This is a genomic window from Erwinia sp. 1181_3 (assembly GCF_052824965.1).
This window is the reverse complement of the sequence record NZ_VTDE01000002.1, coordinates 237,463-251,173: the sequence shown is the minus strand read 5'-3', so window position 1 is coordinate 251,173 and position 13,711 is coordinate 237,463. Positions and strand designations below refer to the sequence as shown.

Sequence of the window (13,711 nt, the reverse complement as noted above, 5' to 3'; positions counted from 1 at the left end):
GATCCGGCGTGCTCAAACTGGCCTCAGACCTGAAGTTAGACTGTCAGCGACAAAAAATGACTGGGAAGCCATCAGGGTACGACCCTTTTTCCGGTCGTCTCTGACGTAACCTCACTCGCGACAGGCTTCAGGCTGTGATGTTTTGACATCCGGCAGCAGCGTTAACAGCCCGCACAGCGCCATCCCGGCACCGATCCACAGCGGGGCGCTCAGGCCGAAGCCATATTCAATACTCAGCCCGCCCAGCAACGATCCCAGCATCAGCCCGAACGTCACCATCGACGTATGCAGCGTATTCACCAACTGGCGATTACCGGCCGCACCCATCACGCGGGTCACCATCGCCGGGTTCATTGTTACCCCGAACAGACCCACGCCGACAACGCAGGCTATCGCCACCGACGGTAGCTGAATAAAGCTGGCAAACAGGGCGAAAAAGCCCACCAGCGCCAGTAAACCGCAGGCAATGACCGGCAACGCATAGCGCCCGGCCAGACGCCCCACAACCGCATTCCCCAGCACGGTCGCCATGCCATACACCAGCAGTAACCCGGTGACCTGGCCGCTGCTAAAGCCGGTTTGCGCACTCAGGATCGGCGTAAAGTAGCTGAAGCCCGCAAAGGTCGCGCCAATAATCAGCAGACTGGTGGAATAAGCACGCCACAGCGTCGGATTTTTCAGTGCCCGCAGCTCTTCTTTCAGATTAATGTCATCCGGAGCCAGCGTGGAGGGCAACGTTTTGTGCGTCAGCCACAGCGCCAGCAGCGTAATCACCACCACCGACCAGAAGCTGACGCGCCAGCCCGCCAGGTTACCGATAAAACTGGCCAGCGGCAGGCCAATCACCGTACCGATCATCAGTCCACCCAGCACCACGGTAATCGCCGCCGGGATCTGCTGCTCGGGCACCAGCTTCACGCCGGTACTGACCGCACAGCCAATATAGGCCCCGGCCACGGCACCGGTAAGAATGCGCGCAATCACCAGCGGCAGATAGCTGCCCGCCACCGCCCCCAGCGCCTGACTGGCAATAAACAGCGTCAGCAGGATCAACAGACTGCGGCGCGGCGGGTGTTTCAGCAGCAACAGGGCGAGCAGCGGGCCGCCAATCGCCATCGCCAGCGCATACACGGTGATCAGATAGCCGGTCATCGGCAGGGTGATATGCAGGTCGGTGGTCATAATATTCATCAGTGCGGCAACCTGAAACTCACTGGTTACCAGCGCAAAAACACCAAAGCCGAGCGTATACACGGCAACGGGAAGACGGGAGGGAGACGACGACATAACGTTTCCTGAAAAGAGATAAGTGAATACGAGTGTAGAGCCTGAGGCCGCTGCGTCCAGCTAGCCTTTAGTAGAGGGGGGAGGGCAGATAGTTCATTTCAAGCGCCCGGCGAATCGCATGTTTCCCATTACTGACGCCCAGTTTCCGCGTGGCATTGGCGATATGAAACTTCACGGTACTGAGCTGAATCCCCAGGATGATAGCGATCTCTCCGTAGGTTTTACCCCGGCTGCTCCACAGCAACACCTCCTGCTCACGCGGCGAGAGCACCGGGCTGTTTTCGCGCCGCAGGTGGGTTTTTTCATGCAGCAGGATCAACAGCATCTGCAAATCCGCCAGCCGGGAAATCACGTCGTGGGAAAACGTCAGGTTGTCGTGGCGGCGTATCACGCTCAGCAGTGACATCTGTTGCTGCTCGTCGTGAACCGCAAAGGTAAATCCCTTCACCCGCTGGCACTGGCTGCCTGCATCGCATAGCCCGGCGTTGGGGCGCGTGCAATCCTGCCAGTTAAAGGGTGAGATGCGCTGCCGGGCGGCCAGCGCCACCGGATCTTTCAGATAGCGGCGGCGATCGCGATAGTCGCTGATCCACTCCTCTGAATGACTGGAAAGCACCAGCGCCACTTCCGGGGCACGCTTATTCTGGCGCAGATAAAGAAAATCCACCGCTCCCAGCTCTGCCAGTTTCTGGCTCAATACGGCCCCGGCCTGCACGATCTCGCTTTCGTTATCCACGCTGTATCCTTCTGGCTGACTCTGACGTTGCCTATCCTGACACACTCCCCGCACTTTTTAAAAACCTTCATCTGGCGTTAACCGCACTGTCACACAACATCTTCAATGTAACTGCCATCAGTAGCAGGGACCTTAACGCAAATAACCCCGCTAACCGGCTTTGTTCTGTGGAGATTTTTTTATGCTCAACTTATCCAGACATCCGACCACTTTATATCAGGCCATTGCGGCGCAACTGGAGGATGAACTGCGCAGCCGTTATCGCTGTGGCGAGTACCTGCCCTCAGAGAAACAGCTGGCGGCGCACTATGCCGTCAACCGCCATACCCTGCGCCGCGCAGTGGATGAACTGGTGGATAAAGGGCTGGTACAGCGCCGTCAGGGGGTGGGGATACTGGTGCTGATGCGCCCCTATAACTACCCGCTCCATGCCCAGGCACGCTTCAGTCAGAACCTGATGGAACAGGGAAGCCATCCCACCAGTGAACGCCTGCTGGCGGTGCTGCGCCCCTGCAATGCCGAAGTGGCCGCCGCGCTGGCCTGCAACGAAGGCGACACGGTGATCCATCTGCGCACCCTACGCCGGGTCAACGGCGTGCCGGTCTGCGTGATCAACCATTATCTGCCCGACCTGACGTGGTGGCCGCACTTGCAACAGTTCAGCAGTGGCTCACTGCACGATTTTCTCCGTCAGCAACTGACTACCGGGCTGACGCGTAAACAGACACGCATTACCGCCCGCCGCGCGCAGGCGAAAGAGAGCGGTCTGCTTGAAGTTTCCCTGCATGCGCCGCTGCTGTGCGTACGCACCCTGAATACCTGTACCGACAACGGCCGGATGGCGGAATACTCCGTCAGCCTGACGCGTGCCGATATGATTGAACTGACGCTGGAGCACTAAATGGAAGCACATAAGGCACGTCAGCACTGGCTTTCCGTGCTGGCTCATAGCCAGCCGCAACAGTTGCTGGCGCATTGCCCCGCCGATCTCTCCACCGACTACCAACTGTTGCGCGCACCGGAAACCGGATTGACCCGTTTGCAGGCGCGAATGGGCGGTACCGGTCGTCGCTTTATTCTTGGGGATACCACCGTGACACGCGCCGTGGTGCGCCTGGCCAACGGACTCTGTGGATACAGCTACATTCTCGGGCGCGACAAAGTCCACGCCGAACGCTGTGCGCTGCTGGATGCTCTGTTGCAGGGTGACAGCTCACCGCATTTATATCAGCAGATTATCGCACCGCTGGCGGCCTTGCGTGCAGAGCAGCTGGCGCTGCGTTCGCGCGAAGTGGCCAGCAGCCGGGTCGACTTCTTTACCCTTGTTCGCGGAGATAACGCATGACCTTACTGGCCAGTTTTAGCCATCCCGTTGCTGATGCTCAGCGCGCCTTCCGCCGTATTCTCAAGGCGATGAGTGAACCGGGCGTGATGGTATCGCTGCCGACGCTGCCCGCCTGGGGCAACGCCTCCTGTGCCGCAACGGCGGTCATGATGACGCTGGTGGATCGCGAAACGCCTCTGTGGATTGACGAAGCGCTGCGCGATGATGCCCTGCTCAGCAATCTGCGGTTCCACACCGGTGCACCGATCACCGACAGCACAGATGCCCCGTTTGCCCTGCTGCATGCCAAATCCGGCACCAGCATCGACAGTTTCTCCCCCGGCGATAATGTGTCACCGGAGAAAAGCAGCACGCTGATTATTGACGTACCGGCCCTGAGCGGCGGCCTGACACTGCGCCTGCGCGGCCCGGGCTTGCAGGAGCGCCGCGCCATTGCTCCGCAGCTGCCAGAAAGCGTGCTGAGTTACCTGCGCGATCGCCGCCACCGCTTCCCGCAGGGCATTGACCTGATCTTCACCTGTGGTGAAAACATGATGGCGCTGCCGCGCACTACTGACGTGGAGGTCTGCTGATGTATGTCGCGGTGAAAGGGGGCGAGAAGGCGATAGCCGCCGCCCATCAGCTTCAGGAGAGTTTGCGCCGTGGCGCGGATGACCAGCCGGAACTCACCTGCACACAGATTGACCAGCAGCTTGGCCTGGCCGTTGACCGCGTGATGACCGAAGGCGGTATTCACGACCGCGAGCTGGCGGCGCTGGCCATTAAGCAGGCGAGTGGCGACCTGGTCGAAGCGATTTTTCTGCTGCGTGCCTACCGCACCACGCTGCCACGGCTGGCCGACAGCCTGCCGCTGGACAGCGGTGCGATGCGCGTTGAGCGCCGTATCTCTGCGGTCTACAAAGATCTGCCCGGCGGACAGCTGCTGGGGCCGACCTATGATTACACCCATCGTCTGCTGGATTTCACCCTGCTGGCCGAAGGCAAAGCGCCCGTGACACCGCGTGCGGAACAGCCACTGGCAGCAGAATGCCCGCATATGTTTGACCTGATGACGCGCGAAGGGCTGGCGCTGCGCGAAGAGGACGATGGCAGCGAGCCGCTGGATATCACCCGCGATGCGCCCTCCTATCCGATGCCGCGTTCAGCGCGTTTGCAACAGCTGGTACGCGGTGACGAAGGATTTCTGCTGGCGCTGGGCTACTCCACGCAGCGCGGCTACGGGCGCACCCACCCCTTTGCCGGAGAGATTCGTACCGGATCGGTCACCGTCGAAATCGTCCCTGAAGAGCTGGGTTTTGCACTGGAAATTGGCGAAGTGATGCTGACCGAGTGTGAAATGGTGAACGGTTTCACCACCCCGGCGGACGATGCGCCGCACTTTACCCGGGGCTACGGGCTGGTCTTTGGTCGTGCAGAACGCAAAGCGATGGCGATGGCGCTGGTGGACCGTGCGCTGCAAACCGACGAACACGGCGAACGCATTACCAGCCCGGCGCAGGACGAAGAGTTTGTGCTATCGCATGCGGATAACGTTGAAGCGGCGGGGTTTGTCTCTCACCTGAAACTCCCGCATTACGTCGATTTCCAGGCTGAACTGGAACTGCTGAAACGCCTGCGGGCGGAATACCAGGAGAAGCAGCGTGACTGAACTAAGCGGTTATAACCCCGGTTATCTGGATGAACAGAGTAAACGTACGATCCGCCGTGCCATCCTTAAAGCGGTGGCGATCCCCGGTTATCAGGTGCCGTTTGGCGGACGTGAGATGCCGATGCCCTATGGCTGGGGCACTGGCGGTATTCAGCTCACCGCCAGCGTGATTGGCGAACATGACGTGCTGAAAGTGATCGATCAGGGCGCTGACGATACCACCAACGCCGTCTCTATCCGCCGCTTCTTCCAGCGCGTCAGCGGTGCCGCCACCACGGAACGCACCGTTGACGCCACACTGATCCAGACGCGTCACCGCATTCCTGAAACGCCGCTGACGGAAGATCAGATCCTGATTTATCAGGTGCCGATCCCGGAGCCGCTGCGCTTTATCGAGCCACGTGAAACGGAAACCCGCACCATGCACGCGCTGGAGGAGTACGGCATCATGCAGGTCAAACTGTATGAAGATATCGCCCGTTACGGTCATATCGCCACCACCTATGCCTATCCGGTCAAGGTCAACGATCGCTATGTGATGGACCCGTCACCGATCCCGAAATTCGACAACCCGAAGATGGATATGATGCCCGCGCTCCAGCTGTTTGGTGCAGGACGCGAGAAGCGTATCTACGCGCTGCCGCCCTATACCAAAGTGGAAAGCCTCGATTTTGACGACCATCCTTTTACCGTACAGCAGTGGGATGAACCCTGCGCGCTGTGCGGTTCACGCGACAGCTATCTGGATGAAGTGGTGCTGGACGATCAGGGTTCGCGCCTGTTTGTCTGCTCCGATACCGACTACTGCCATCAGCAACAAGAGAATCCATCATGACGCGCGAAACACCGCTGCTGGCGGTCAATCAGTTAACGCATCTCTATGCGCCGGGCAAAGGGTTCAGTGACGTCTCCTTTGAGCTCTTTCCGGGAGAAGTACTGGGAATTGTCGGGGAATCGGGTTCCGGTAAAACCACGCTGCTGAAGTCGATTTCGGCCCGGCTGGCACCGCAGCAGGGTGAGATTATTTATCAGGGCCAGGATCTCTATGCCCTGAGCGAAAGCGAACGCCGCCGTCTGCTGCGCACCGAATGGGGCGTGGTACATCAGTATCCGATGGATGGCCTGCGGGCGCAGGTTTCTGCCGGGGGCAATATCGGTGAACGCCTGATGGCGGTCGGGCAGCGTAACTATGGGCAGATCCGCGAAACCGCCGGGAAGTGGTTACAGGATGTGGAGATCCCGCTGTCGCGCATCGATGACCTGCCGGGCACCTTCTCCGGCGGCATGCAGCAGCGTCTGCAAATCGCCCGCAATCTGGTGACGCATCCGACGCTGGTGTTTATGGATGAACCCACCGGCGGGCTGGATGTGTCGGTGCAGGCGCGACTCCTGGATCTGCTGCGCAGCCTGGTCCGCGATCTCAATCTGGCGGTGGTGATTGTCACCCACGACCTCGGTGTGGCGCGTCTGCTGGCACACCGTCTGCTGGTAATGAAAGAGGGGAAAGTGGTGGAGAGTGGCCTGACCGACCGGGTGCTGGATGATCCGCATCATCCGTATACCCAGCTGCTGGTCTCATCCATTGTTTAAATACTCCCCACAGGAATCATTATGAATCTGAAACTGCGTGTCGAAAATCTGTCAAAAACCTTTGTGATGCACAATCAGCAGGGGGCAGAACTGGTGGTGTTACGTAACGCCTCCTTACAGGTGGCTGCCGGGGAGTGCGTGGTGCTGCACGGTCATTCGGGCAGCGGTAAATCCACGCTGCTGCGTTCGCTGTATGCGAACTATCTGCCGGATAGCGGGCATATCTGGGTGGATCATCAGCAGCAGTGGGTTGACCTTGTCAGCGCCCCGGCGCGCCAGATCCTCAGCATTCGCCGCGATACGATTGGCTGGGTGAGCCAGTTTTTGCGCGTCATCCCGCGGATTTCCACGCTGGAGGTAGTGATGCAGCCGCTGCTGGAGCGTGGTGTGTCGCGATCCCAGAGCGAAGAGCGTGCCAAAGCATTGCTGGGCCACCTTAACGTGCCGTCGCGCCTGTGGGGACTGGCACCGTCGACGTTTTCCGGCGGTGAGCAGCAGCGCGTCAATATTGCGCGCGGGTTTATTGCCGACTCTCCGATCCTGCTGTTGGATGAGCCGACCGCCTCACTCGATACCGCCAACAGCGCTGCCGTGGTGGCGCTGATTGAAGAGGCGCGCCAGCGCGGCGCGGCGATTGTCGGCATTTTTCATGATAACGCGGTGCGCGATCGCATCGCTGACCGTCTGCATGTGATGCAACCTGTTGCTCTGGAGCACGCCGAATGATCATCAATAACGTCAAACTGATCCTGGAAAATGAAGTGGTCGAGGGATCGCTGGCCTGTGAAAATGGCGTGATCCGCGCCTTCTCTGACACACAAAGCCAGCTTCCGGCAGCGATTGACGGCGAGGGCGGCTGGCTGATGCCCGGCATGGTCGAGCTGCATACCGACAATCTGGATAAGTTCTTTACCCCGCGCCCGAAGGTGGACTGGCCTGCGCACTCCGCCATGAGCAGCCATGATGCGCTGATTGTCGCCAGCGGCATTACCACGGTGCTGGATGCGATTGGCGTGGGCGATGTGCGCGATGGCGGCCACCGCATGGAGAATCTGAACAAGATGATCGATGCGATTCGCCATGCGCAGAAGCACGGCCTGAACCGTGCCGAACATCGCCTGCACCTGCGCTGTGAACTGCCCCATGACTCAACGCTGCCGCTGTTTGAACAACTGATGTGTAACCCGGCACTGTCGCTGGTGTCACTGATGGATCACTCACCGGGGCAGCGCCAGTATGTGTCGCTGGCGGCGTGGCGCACCTATTTTGGCGGCAAATATCAGCTCAGCGATCGGCAGCTTGATGAGTACGAGGCCGATCAGCTAAGCCTGGCGGCCCGCTGGTCCACGCCGAACCGTGAGGCGATTTCTGCCTGGTGTCGTCAGTATCACATTCCGCTGGCCAGCCACGATGACGCCACCTATGAACACGTGGTTGAATCGAAAGGGGTAGGCAGCGTTATCGCTGAGTTCCCGACCACCGAAGAGGCCGCACGCGCCTCGCGTGAAATGGGCTTACAGATACTGATGGGGGCGCCGAATATTGTGCGTGGCGGCTCGCACTCCGGCAACGTGGCGGCCAGCGAGCTGGCACAGCTGGGGCTGCTGGATATTCTCTCGTCGGATTACTATCCCGCCAGCCTGCTGGATGCGGCATTCCGCCTTGCCGCCGATGAACGTCACAGCATGACGCTGCCTGCGGCCATTGCGTTAGTAACGCGTAACCCGGCCCGCTCCATCGGCCTTGACGATCGCGGTGTGATTGATGAAGGCAAACGGGCCGATCTGGTGCTGGTGCGTGCGCACCGCGATCAGGTCTATGTATCGTCGGTGTGGGCGCAGGGCAGGAAGGTGTTCTGATGGGGCGGCTGATCTGGCTGATGGGCGCTTCCGGCTCCGGCAAAGACAGCCTGCTACTGGCGCTGCGTGAATGCGCACCGGAGCGGATGATTGTGGCGCATCGCTATATCACCCGCAGCGCCAGCGCCGGGGGCGAAAACCATATCGCCCTCAGCGAGCATGAGTTCCGACGTCGGCGTGAATACGGTCTGTTTGCCCTCGACTGGCAGGCGCATCATTTTTACTACGGGCTGGGTATTGAGATCGATCAGTGGCTGGCAAGTGGGCTGGATGTGGTGGTGAACGGTTCACGGCTGCATCTGGCGGCTGCCCGTCAGCGTTACGGTGAGCGGCTGTTGCCGGTGTGTTTGCAGGTGTCGGCGGAGATCCTCGCCGGGCGACTGCGCCAGCGCGGTCGCGAGGATGAAGCCGCCATTGAACAGCGGTTGCAGCGTGCGGCAGAGCCGGTGGCGGCAGGGTGTATGACGTTAAGTAATGATGGGCCATTGAGTGAGACGTTACAGGGTTTTTCGGCGTTGTTAACGCCGCCCCGTTGACGGCGGGCGGGTCATGACCCGCCCCTACGCAACCCCCACTGACCTGCGCATTCTGTAGGGGTGAGGCATGCCTCGCCCGCGTCCCGTAATGCAACCCCCACTGACCTGCGCATTCTGTAGGGGTGAGGCATGCCTCGCCGCGTCCCGTAATGCAACACCCACTGAACTGCACATTCTGTAGGGGTGAGGCATGCCTCGCCCAATGTCCCGTAATGCAACCCCCACTGACCTGCGCTTCTGTAGGGGCGAGGCATGCCTCGCCCGCGTCCCGTAATGCAACCCCCACTGACCTGCGCTTCTGTAGGGGTGAGGCATGCCTCGCCCGCGTCCCGTAATGCAACACCCACTGAACTGCACATTCTGTAGGGGTGAGGCATGCCTCGCCCAATGTCCCGCGTCAGCAACATTGACGTTCCGGAAAATTCCTGACTTAATTCCTCCTCCAGGGGGAGCCAGGCAACTGGCTGAGAAATCGTAAAAGATTCAGCGCGATGACCCTTAACACCTGATCCGGATAATGCCGGCGAAGGGATGGGGCAACTTACCTCTCTTTTGCCGGTAGTCTGCTTATAAGGACTACCTGATGACCACTCGTTTTACCGACACACTCCGTACACTGAGCCAGCCCATCTGGACACAGGCCGTCACGCATCGTTTTGTTCGCGAGCTCTATGATGGCAGCGTGGATCGCCAGGTGATGAGCACTTACCTCACCCAGGATCACCGTTTTCTCGACAGCTTCCTCACCTTAGTCGGATCGGCCATTGCCAGTGCCGACAGCCCCGCAGCCCGCCTGCGCTTTGGTCGCTGCGCCGGGGTTGTCTCCGGTGAAGAGAACACCTATTTTCTGCGCGCATTTGAGGCGCTGGACGTCAGCGCCGCGCAGCGCGACGCCGAACCGGACACTTCTCCCACTGCGGGATTCAAGGCGATCATGCTGGAGGCCGCTGCCACGCGCTCCTATGCGGTGATCCTGACCGTACTCAATGTCGCCGAGTGGCTGTACCTCGACTGGGCGTCACAGGCCCCGCTGCCATTGCCTGCCAGTTTTGTTCACGCCGAGTGGATTATGTTGCACGATAACCCCGATTTCCGCGAATTTGTCGCCTTTTTACGTCAGGAGCTCGACCGTGTTGGCCCGGCACAGCAGGCGCAGTGTGAGGATTTCTTCCTGCGCGCCGTGACGCTGGAAAAGGCTTTCTTTGATGCGGCTTATCAATAAACAGATCTGATTATTCGCAGTGGCCGACCTTTTCGGGTCGGCCTTTTTGCCGGAGTGATAATGCCGTTGTGCAGGTTGATGAGACGACGCTTAATCGCTCTTTAACGCGGCGGTGACGTGGCCGATGGCGCGTAGCACATCGTCGGAACTGTCGCGTATATCAGCGATGACGCCGCCGGCTTCCTGCGCCAGCTCCACGCCGCGATCGGCACGTTGCAGGTTTGAGGTAATGCCTTTCTGCGCTTTGCTCGCCAGCAGGTGATTTTGCTGCACCATCTGTTCGATTTCGGTGGTGGCGCGGTTGATGTTTTGCGCCAGCGTGCGCACTTCGTTGGCCACCACCGCGAAGCTGCGACCCTGCGTGCCTGCGCGGGCGGCTTCCACCGCCGCATTGAGGGCCAGCAGGTTGGTCTGATCGGCAATACGACGAATACTGGTCACGATCTGGCCGATACTGTCTGAGGAATCCCCGAGCCCGGTGATATCGCCAGAGATCCCGTGCAGTTCACCTGCCAGTTCATTCATGGTCTGCACGCTGTTGGCAATCACACTGGCACCGCGTTTTGTGCTTTCGCTGGTTTGCAGCGCCGTTTGATAAGCCTGTTGGGCTGCATCACGCTCTAGCTGGTTTTTCTCAACCTGGGCGGTGACATCGGTGGCAAACTTCACCACTTTATACAGCTCGCCACTGTCGTCGAACACCGGGTTATAGGTCGCGCGCAGCCAGAGGGTAGAGCCTTGCTTGTTGACGCGCTGAAACTGGCCGGAAATAAACTCACCGCGGTTGAGCTTCTGCCAGAACAGTGTGTATTCCGGGCTGCTGCGTACCGCTGCGGAACAGAACTGGCTGTGATGTACACCGATAATTTCACTGGCGCGATATCCCATGGTTTTAAGAAAATTATCGTTAGCTTTCAGCACTTCACCCTTAAGGTTAAAGGCTATCACCGCCATTGAGCGCTCGATAGCCGTGGTCATTGCCCGCTGCTCCTGGGCATCCATAATGTGCGACGTGATGTCGGTGGCGAGCTTAATGATTTTGAACACGCGCCCGTTACGATCCCGCACCGGTACATAGTTGGCTTCGAGCCACACCGGACGGCCATTTTGCGCCACGCGCAGAAATTTATCGCTGAAACTTTCCCCGCGATTCAGCCGCATCCAGAAGTCCTGATACTGGCGCGACGCCAACAGGTCCGGCGTGCAAAACAGGCTGTGATGCTGCCCGACCACCTCATTCAGTTCGTAGCCCATTTTCTCAAGAAACAAGCTATTAGCCGTGATGATGGTGCCATCGGTCATGAATTCGATCATGGCGATAGAGTCTTTTAATGAGTCAAGCGTGGCAGAAGAGTGAGTGCGTTTCTGCCACGCAAGGCGTGACGTGATACCTGATGCAATAGTGGAAAACATGGTGGACCTTATTATTAGAGTTAGCTGTCCACAGGGTTATCGGCGGGAGGGGATAAACATTCAATCTTTGTTAATTTGCTCAGTGCCCTTTTCGGTCTGTCATGCTTCCATCACCCCTCTGTCATTAAACTTTCATCGCACAGGTGGTTAATAGGGCGCACAGCGGATAACGCGCAACCTGATAATGGACAACACATGGCACAGGCATTGTTAAAAATTGCCCCCCAGCAGCAGGCGATCCCCCACGCGGAGCATCGTGCAAAAGTGCTGGCAGTGAATGGACTCGGAAAATCATACGGCACACAGACGCGCGTCTTGCAGGACATTAACTTTGACCTGCACGCCGGTGAACTGGTGGCGGTGATTGGTCGCAGCGGCGCAGGAAAATCAACGCTGCTGCATGTGCTGAATGGCACCCTCCCGGCCAGCGAAGGCGCCATCCTTCACTTCAATGATCATGGCAAACAACAGAACATTGTTGAGCTGAATACCCGGCAGATGCGCCAGTGGCGCAGCGAGTGCGGCATGATCTTCCAGGATTTCTGCCTGGTACCGCGGCTGGATGTGCTGACCAATGTCCTGCTGGGCCGTCTGAGCCAGACCTCGACGCTGAAATCCTTCTTTAAAATCTTCCCCGATGCCGATCGTGCCCGCGCCATCGGCCTGCTGGAGTGGCTGAACATGCTGCCTCAGGCCTTGCAGCGGGCAGAAAATCTCTCCGGTGGACAGATGCAGCGTGTGGCGATCTGCCGCGCGCTGATGCAGAACCCGAAGATTTTGCTGGCCGATGAGCCGGTTGCCTCGCTCGACCCAAAAAACACCCGGCGCATTATGGATGTGCTGCGTCAGGTGAGTGAAAACGGCATCAGCGTGATGGTGAACCTGCACTCGGTGGAGCTGGTGAAAGAATATTGTACGCGTGCCATTGGCGTTGCTAAGGGCCGCATTGTGTTTGACGGCCATCCGTCAGAACTGACCGATGATCTTTTGCATGTGTTGTATGGCGACGAAAACTCTGAACTTAACGATGCCCATCACGGCTGACGGTCACACCGCAGGCATGACGGGTAATAACACTTTTATGGGACACGGAACTCAGCAATGAAAAAAATGATTCTCGCAGCAGTAATCGGTAGTGTGATGGCAGCTAACGTCTCTGCCGCTGACGCACCGAAAGAACTGAATTTAGGTATCCTCGGCGGCCAGAATGCCACGCAGCAGATTGGTGATAACCAGTGCGTGAAAGATTTCTTCGATAAAGAGCTGAACGTTGATACCAAACTGCGTAATTCGTCTGACTATTCTGGTGTGATCCAGGGCCTGATCGGCGGCAAAGTGGATATGGTGCTGAGCATGTCACCGTCATCGTATGCCTCGGTCTACATCAATGACCCGAAAGCTGTCGATGTGGTTGGCATTGTGGTGGATGACGCCGATAAATCACGCGGCTATCACTCTGTTGTCGTTGTGAAAGCGGACAGTCCGTACAAAACACTGGCCGACCTGAAAGGCAAATCATTTGGTATGGCCGACCCGGATTCCACTTCCGGCTTCCTGATCCCGAACGAAAGCTTCAAGAAAGAGTTTGGCGGTTCGGTGGATGACAAATACAAAGGCCACTTCTCCAGCGTGACCTTCTCCGGCGGCCACGAGCAGGATGTACTGGGCGTGCTGAACGGTCAGTTCGAAGGCGCAGTGACCTGGGCCTCGATGATCGGCGATTACAACACCGGTTACACCAGCGGTGCATTCACCCGAATGATCCGTGCCGGTAACCCGGACCTGATGAAGAAAATTCGTATCATCTGGCAGTCACCGCTGATCCCGAACGGTCCGGTGCTGGTGAGCAACAAGCTGCCTGCTGATTTTAAAGCGAAGCTGGTCACGGCTATCAAAAAGCTGGATACCGAACATCACAGCTGCTTCGTCAAAGCCGTGGGTGGCGCCCAGCATATCGGCCCGGCTACCGTGGCTGATTATCAGGCGATCATCGATATGAAACGTGCGCTGACCAAAGCCCGTTAATCACCCGTTCTCTTCTCCGCTGATAAGGGTCGACTGCCGTCGACCCTTCA

General features: G+C 58.5%; 15 protein-coding genes and 1 riboswitch. Of the genes, 12 read left to right on the top strand and 3 right to left on the bottom strand.

Features of this window, described 5'->3' with window-relative positions:
- Nucleotides 1-111: 111 nt before the first annotated feature.
- Both FY046_RS05510 and FY046_RS05505 read right to left on the bottom strand, forming a co-directional pair.
- Nucleotides 112-1,287, bottom strand: a complete 1,176-nt coding sequence (locus FY046_RS05510; RefSeq protein ID WP_133842936.1) for an MFS transporter — start codon at nucleotides 1,285-1,287, stop codon at nucleotides 112-114.
- A 67-nt stretch (nucleotides 1,288-1,354) separates the two neighbouring features.
- Nucleotides 1,355-2,023: an autoinducer binding domain-containing protein gene (locus FY046_RS05505; protein ID WP_446185853.1), complete on the bottom strand. Its 669-nt coding sequence runs from the start codon at nucleotides 2,021-2,023 to the stop codon at nucleotides 1,355-1,357.
- A gap of 181 nt (nucleotides 2,024-2,204) precedes the next feature.
- Between FY046_RS05505 and phnF the strand changes: the two genes are divergently transcribed.
- From phnF to FY046_RS05455, 10 genes are all read left to right on the top strand, one after another.
- The gene (phnF, locus tag FY046_RS05500; RefSeq protein WP_133842940.1) at nucleotides 2,205-2,924 is read left to right on the top strand and encodes a phosphonate metabolism transcriptional regulator PhnF; all 720 of its coding nucleotides are present in this window, start codon (nucleotides 2,205-2,207) and stop codon (nucleotides 2,922-2,924) included.
- The gene (phnG, locus tag FY046_RS05495) at nucleotides 2,925-3,368 is read left to right on the top strand and encodes a phosphonate C-P lyase system protein PhnG (RefSeq protein WP_446185852.1); all 444 of its coding nucleotides are present in this window, start codon (nucleotides 2,925-2,927) and stop codon (nucleotides 3,366-3,368) included.
- Entirely contained in the window at nucleotides 3,365-3,940 is a 576-nt protein-coding gene (gene phnH / locus FY046_RS05490) for a phosphonate C-P lyase system protein PhnH (RefSeq protein WP_133842944.1), read from the top strand. The genes phnG and phnH overlap by 4 nt, the downstream gene beginning before the upstream one ends.
- Complete coding sequence (locus FY046_RS05485) at nucleotides 3,940-5,016, top strand: carbon-phosphorus lyase complex subunit PhnI (RefSeq protein WP_133842946.1); 1,077 nt, start codon at nucleotides 3,940-3,942, stop codon at nucleotides 5,014-5,016. Before phnH ends, FY046_RS05485 begins: the two co-directional genes overlap by 1 nt.
- Nucleotides 5,009-5,851, top strand: a complete 843-nt coding sequence (locus FY046_RS05480; protein WP_133842949.1) for an alpha-D-ribose 1-methylphosphonate 5-phosphate C-P-lyase PhnJ — start codon at nucleotides 5,009-5,011, stop codon at nucleotides 5,849-5,851. The genes FY046_RS05485 and FY046_RS05480 overlap by 8 nt, the downstream gene beginning before the upstream one ends.
- Complete coding sequence (gene phnK, locus FY046_RS05475) at nucleotides 5,848-6,606, top strand: phosphonate C-P lyase system protein PhnK (protein WP_133842951.1); 759 nt, start codon at nucleotides 5,848-5,850, stop codon at nucleotides 6,604-6,606. The genes FY046_RS05480 and phnK overlap by 4 nt, the downstream gene beginning before the upstream one ends.
- 21 nt (nucleotides 6,607-6,627) lie before the next feature.
- On the top strand, nucleotides 6,628-7,332 hold the full coding sequence (gene phnL / locus FY046_RS05470) for a phosphonate C-P lyase system protein PhnL (RefSeq protein ID WP_446185851.1): 705 nt from the start codon (nucleotides 6,628-6,630) through the stop codon (nucleotides 7,330-7,332).
- On the top strand, nucleotides 7,329-8,465 hold the full coding sequence (gene phnM, locus FY046_RS05465) for an alpha-D-ribose 1-methylphosphonate 5-triphosphate diphosphatase (protein WP_446185850.1): 1,137 nt from the start codon (nucleotides 7,329-7,331) through the stop codon (nucleotides 8,463-8,465). The genes phnL and phnM overlap by 4 nt, the downstream gene beginning before the upstream one ends.
- Nucleotides 8,465-9,001: a ribose 1,5-bisphosphokinase gene (gene phnN, locus FY046_RS05460; RefSeq protein ID WP_159337056.1), complete on the top strand. Its 537-nt coding sequence runs from the start codon at nucleotides 8,465-8,467 to the stop codon at nucleotides 8,999-9,001. The genes phnM and phnN overlap by 1 nt, the downstream gene beginning before the upstream one ends.
- A 435-nt stretch (nucleotides 9,002-9,436) precedes the next feature.
- A riboswitch (TPP riboswitch) is annotated at nucleotides 9,437-9,550 on the top strand.
- Between the two features lie 34 nt (nucleotides 9,551-9,584).
- The gene (locus FY046_RS05455; RefSeq protein ID WP_167864406.1) at nucleotides 9,585-10,223 is read left to right on the top strand and encodes a TenA family protein; all 639 of its coding nucleotides are present in this window, start codon (nucleotides 9,585-9,587) and stop codon (nucleotides 10,221-10,223) included.
- 90 nt (nucleotides 10,224-10,313) lie between these two features.
- Here the strand turns inward: FY046_RS05455 and FY046_RS05450 are convergent, their stop codons facing one another.
- Nucleotides 10,314-11,636: a methyl-accepting chemotaxis protein gene (locus tag FY046_RS05450; RefSeq protein ID WP_446185849.1), complete on the bottom strand. Its 1,323-nt coding sequence runs from the start codon at nucleotides 11,634-11,636 to the stop codon at nucleotides 10,314-10,316.
- Between the two features lie 195 nt (nucleotides 11,637-11,831).
- On the opposite strand from FY046_RS05450, the gene phnC reads away from it, so the two are divergent.
- Both phnC and phnD read left to right on the top strand, forming a co-directional pair.
- Nucleotides 11,832-12,680, top strand: a complete 849-nt coding sequence (phnC, locus tag FY046_RS05445) for a phosphonate ABC transporter ATP-binding protein (protein ID WP_133842965.1) — start codon at nucleotides 11,832-11,834, stop codon at nucleotides 12,678-12,680.
- Between the two features lie 57 nt (nucleotides 12,681-12,737).
- On the top strand, nucleotides 12,738-13,661 hold the full coding sequence (phnD, locus tag FY046_RS05440; RefSeq protein WP_133842968.1) for a phosphonate ABC transporter substrate-binding protein: 924 nt from the start codon (nucleotides 12,738-12,740) through the stop codon (nucleotides 13,659-13,661).
- Nucleotides 13,662-13,711: the final 50 nt, after the last annotated feature.

Bases quoted from the DNA above. Each gene is read 5' to 3' on its own strand.
- FY046_RS05455 (WP_167864406.1), top strand. From the start codon at position 9,585: ATGACCACTCGTTTTACCGACACACTCCGTACACTGAGCCAGCCCATC.
- phnG (WP_446185852.1), top strand. From the start codon at position 2,925: ATGGAAGCACATAAGGCACGTCAGCACTGGCTTTCCGTGCTGGCTCAT.
- FY046_RS05450 (WP_446185849.1), bottom strand. From the start codon at position 11,636: ATGTTTTCCACTATTGCATCAGGTATCACGTCACGCCTTGCGTGGCAG.
- phnN (WP_159337056.1), top strand. From the start codon at position 8,465: ATGGGGCGGCTGATCTGGCTGATGGGCGCTTCCGGCTCCGGCAAAGAC.
- phnL (WP_446185851.1), top strand. From the start codon at position 6,628: ATGAATCTGAAACTGCGTGTCGAAAATCTGTCAAAAACCTTTGTGATG.
- phnC (WP_133842965.1), top strand. From the start codon at position 11,832: ATGGCACAGGCATTGTTAAAAATTGCCCCCCAGCAGCAGGCGATCCCC.
- FY046_RS05485 (WP_133842946.1), top strand. From the start codon at position 3,940: ATGTATGTCGCGGTGAAAGGGGGCGAGAAGGCGATAGCCGCCGCCCAT.
- FY046_RS05510 (WP_133842936.1), bottom strand. From the start codon at position 1,287: ATGTCGTCGTCTCCCTCCCGTCTTCCCGTTGCCGTGTATACGCTCGGC.
- phnH (WP_133842944.1), top strand. From the start codon at position 3,365: ATGACCTTACTGGCCAGTTTTAGCCATCCCGTTGCTGATGCTCAGCGC.
- phnF (WP_133842940.1), top strand. From the start codon at position 2,205: ATGCTCAACTTATCCAGACATCCGACCACTTTATATCAGGCCATTGCG.
- phnD (WP_133842968.1), top strand. From the start codon at position 12,738: ATGAAAAAAATGATTCTCGCAGCAGTAATCGGTAGTGTGATGGCAGCT.
- phnM (WP_446185850.1), top strand. From the start codon at position 7,329: ATGATCATCAATAACGTCAAACTGATCCTGGAAAATGAAGTGGTCGAG.
- phnK (WP_133842951.1), top strand. From the start codon at position 5,848: ATGACGCGCGAAACACCGCTGCTGGCGGTCAATCAGTTAACGCATCTC.